The 3,791-nt window shown below is 41.0% G+C and carries 3 protein-coding genes; 2 read left to right on the top strand and 1 reads right to left on the bottom strand.

Features of this window, described 5'->3' with window-relative positions; translation table 11 throughout:
- Positions 1–395: 395 nt before the first annotated feature.
- Together QUA50_RS29075 and QUA50_RS29070 are read left to right on the top strand one after the other, a co-directional pair.
- Positions 396–1,187, top strand: a complete 792-nt coding sequence (locus tag QUA50_RS29075) for a hypothetical protein (RefSeq protein WP_333268753.1) — start codon at positions 396–398, stop codon at positions 1,185–1,187.
- Between the two features lie 655 nt (positions 1,188–1,842).
- Entirely contained in the window at positions 1,843–2,535 is a 693-nt protein-coding gene (locus tag QUA50_RS29070) for a hypothetical protein (RefSeq protein WP_333268754.1), read from the top strand.
- Positions 2,536–2,844: 309 nt separating this feature from the next.
- Here QUA50_RS29070 and QUA50_RS29065 read toward each other — a convergent pair whose 3' ends face one another.
- Positions 2,845–3,606: a nucleotidyltransferase domain-containing protein gene (locus QUA50_RS29065; RefSeq protein ID WP_333268755.1), complete on the bottom strand. Its 762-nt coding sequence runs from the start codon at positions 3,604–3,606 to the stop codon at positions 2,845–2,847.
- Positions 3,607–3,791 lie beyond the last annotated feature (185 nt).

Below are 3,791 nucleotides of genomic sequence, written 5' to 3'. Positions count from 1 at the left end.
CTGGTTATTAAATGGGATCGAAAAATCAAAAATAAAGGCAATGCTATTTTATCCGGTTTAGCTGCGTAGCAGCTTAGGATGCGTCATTACAGAAGTGTTTCCCGCATAAGCGCGTAAGTGTTCACTCCTGACCACGAATTTCAAAGGTGATACCCGCCACGTGATTTATCTCGCGCAAATCAATCGAAAGCATCCCAAATCGAAAATCCTCAAGAAAGAGCATTTATCCCTGGGGTCAATTCTTTAATCTTTAATCTCAAATCTCAAATCTCAAATCTCAAATCGATTGACGCACCATACAAGCTTCCTTACTGGTTTAAATGCTCCACAGCTTAGGGTAAAAAAATTTATGATAACATACATTTAACAAAGGATTAAAAAAAGGTTAAGAAAACATGAAATTCCAAACTCCTCTACATCCAGGATCTGTAACCCAGTTGCTGCTTCGAGTGGTGGTCTGTCTAGTTGTACTATCTTTCTTAAGTCAGATGACTTTGTACTTGTTGCCGGATTACCCCTCTAGAGACTTCTTGGCAAGCGGATTCAACGTTGATCACGAGGGGAACATTCCCACCTTCTACTCATTTTTGACATTGCTGTTTAGTTCTCTTTTGCTAGGTGCGATCGCCCATGCGAAAAATTTGGATAGTTGTCGCTATAAGAATCACTGGAAAATTTTATCATTCATCTTTTTATATCTATCTTTAGACGAAGTGAGTCAATGGCACGAAAAGCTGGTTAACCCGATGCGAAGCCTGATAAATGCTACAGGATTGCTTTACTTTAGTTGGGTTGTGCCGATGGGTTTTCTAGTAGCGATATTTCTATTATCCTACAGTAAGTTTCTGTTCCACCTTCCGGTTTATACAAGAAAATTGTTTGTGGCAGCAGGCGCTCTTTATATTGGAGGAGCCATCGGAATGGAAATGCTAGCGGGATACATAGTTTATACAACGGGGGGATCGTCGGAGACTCTATCCTACGTGATAGTAACGACCATTGAAGAGTTATTAGAAATGCTGGGGATCGTTGTATTTGTTCACGCCTTAATTTCATATATCAACACATATTTAGGGGGCGTAAGTTGGAATATTTACATACCAGGAAAAAACACCGAAGTTACCTATCATCAAAATATCGGTATACCTTCCCTTAACGAATCAGCAAACAGAAATCTATCCAAGTAAATCACTTGAAAGCGGGTTTGATGGACTCAAATACTGCATTCAGGTGTTTAATCAGGATAAAAAACCTGGTTTTTTTCTACTGATGCGTACTCGACTGGAGGTTCTGCGTTTTTGGGTGCACAAAACGACTAACATAGCAATCCTCGCATCATTTGTGAATTTCTTACTTCCTCCCCTTGATAAGCGGAGGATTGGGGTGGGGTAAAAAGTTTACGACTTATGCAACGATTGCTATGTATAGCGCTTCTTGGGTAGATGAGGTACACAATTCCACTACAAAAGCTTGATAACACAGGGTTTCGGCGTACTTCATCTTTCTGAGAAAGGCTACATACATGGAATCTGCTGTAATTTACTTGTCAGTAAATCTTTGATTATTTTTTAGTTAAAAAAAATAGTCGGCGATCGAGGTCTGCTAAATTCCTTAATCTTAAGATAATTCTACGGTTACAAAAGAGACCCTTCAGGACTAGGAGTCTTCTCTGTCTGTGGGTAGACCGAAATTTTTTTTTCGTTTGATAAGATTCCCTTAAACAAAGCTTAAGAGAACGGTTAAGAAAACATGAAATTCCAAATTCCTCTAACTCCAGGATCTGTAACCCAGTTGCTGCTTCGAGTGGTTGCCTGTCTAGTTGTACTGTCTTTCTTAAGTCAGATGACTATGTACTTGTTGCCGGATTACCCATCTAGAGACTTGTTAGCAAATGGATTCAACGTTGATTACGAGGGGAACATTCCAACCTTCTACTCATTTTTGACATTGCTGTTTAGTTCTCTCTTGCTGGGTTCGATCGCCTATGCGAAAAATTTGGATAGCGATCGCTACAAGAATCACTGGAAAATTTTGTCCTTCATATTTCTATTTTTATCTTTAGACGAAATTGGTCAATTGCACGAAAAGCTGGTTTACCCGATGCGAAACCTGCTAAATGCCACAGGATTTCTTTACTTTACTTGGATTGTGCCGATCGGTTTTCTAGTAGCGATATTTCTTTTTTCCTACAGTAAGTTCGTGTTGCAGCTTCCTGTTTCAACGAGAAAATTGTTTGTTGCAGCCGCCGCTATTTATATTGGAGGAGCCATCGGAGTGGAAATGCTAGCGGGATACATAGTTTATACAACGGGACCGGGGGATATATCCTACGTGATAGTAACGACGATTGAAGAATCATTAGAAATGGTAGCAATCGTTATATTTATCCACGCCTTGATTTCATATATCAAGACATATGTAGGCGGCGTAAGTTTGAATTTTTGCATACCAGGAAAAAACTCACCAGTTACCGACTATCAAAATACCCGCATACCTGCCCTTAACGCAACAGCCAACACAAATCTATTAAGGTGAATCACTTAAAACCGGGTTTAACGGACACGAAAATACTGCATTATGGCCTTTGATATCATTTCCGGCAACACTCATACATGATGTTGACTGTTGACTGGTGACGCCGCGAACAATGAACAGTCAACGCCGCGAACAGTGAACTCGAATTTACTATTCCGATGCTAACGGAGTTGATATGAGCAGGATGAAAAACCCGGTTTATTTGGTAATGATGTGTACTGGAGTGGAGGTTCTGATATCTTCGGCGCACCAAACGACTAATATGTAGGGTGCTTGCAGCAGCAAAAGACTAATTCGACGTAAAATAGTTTAGTTCACAGATGACATCCTCACCTTTACCAGAAAATCGTTAAGAGCAACCTTTGCATTAGGATTTGACGGCAAATGACTTGTAAAACTTGCCTCTTCTAATATATTGATTAGCCGATCGCGCTCTTGCTGATAAAATTCAATATCTGTATCTTCCATCACAGATTTTTCCTTCCCAGCCAGCTTGCGATCGATCAAATCAGGAATATACGACAACTGGAACTTATCGTTAAGCTTCACCAAATTCGCCTCCACTTCCCCCGTTTGCATCAAGTGAATCCCAGCCAGCAACACCCGGTAAACGTACAGCAGCGGCTTAACCCGACGCGGGCGTTCTTTCTCAAACAATTTCCATTGAGTTTTAGCAAAACCGAGATAGTGGTGGCTGTGGTGCTTGGTTATACAGTTTGAGGCAATATCCTTTAATTCCTCGTGTTCCTTTGTAGTGTAAACTATCAGCGGCGAATACAGTTGTTCCAACACGTAGCCGTTGCGCTTCAACAGCAACTCAAAAAATTTCTTGATGTCGTGAGTTACTAAATCGAGTTGCATTCCCTCCCGAACTTCAGAAACTTCGATTGTTTCTTCTCCAGAAATCAGTCCAATTACTTCTGGTAACGGCAAAATATGGACTCCCCGCAAGTCAAAGTCAGAATCTGCGGAAGGAAAGCCGTATAAGTGCGAACCGCTGACAGTCGCAAACAGCAGCGGATAAGGTTGAACTGAGATAATTTGGGCGAGATTCGAGATGTATTCTGTCATTTATTTCAGTCCCCCTCTGCTGCGGATTTGTTTGACCATAAGCGATTTCAAGATCCGATTTCGATCGCACCTCTACGCGCTTCAATCAAAAACAGGTTCGCTTTCTCGTAATTAGGGTTTGCTGAATAATCGATCGCCCGCAAAGAACAAGTGCGATCGATATCCTCTAGCTCCATTTAAGATGA

It is taken from the genome of Microcoleus sp. M2_D5 (assembly GCF_036701935.1).
Taxonomy (GTDB): domain Bacteria; phylum Cyanobacteriota; class Cyanobacteriia; order Cyanobacteriales; family Microcoleaceae; genus Microcoleus.
This window is presented reverse-complemented; position numbering and strand designations above follow the sequence as displayed.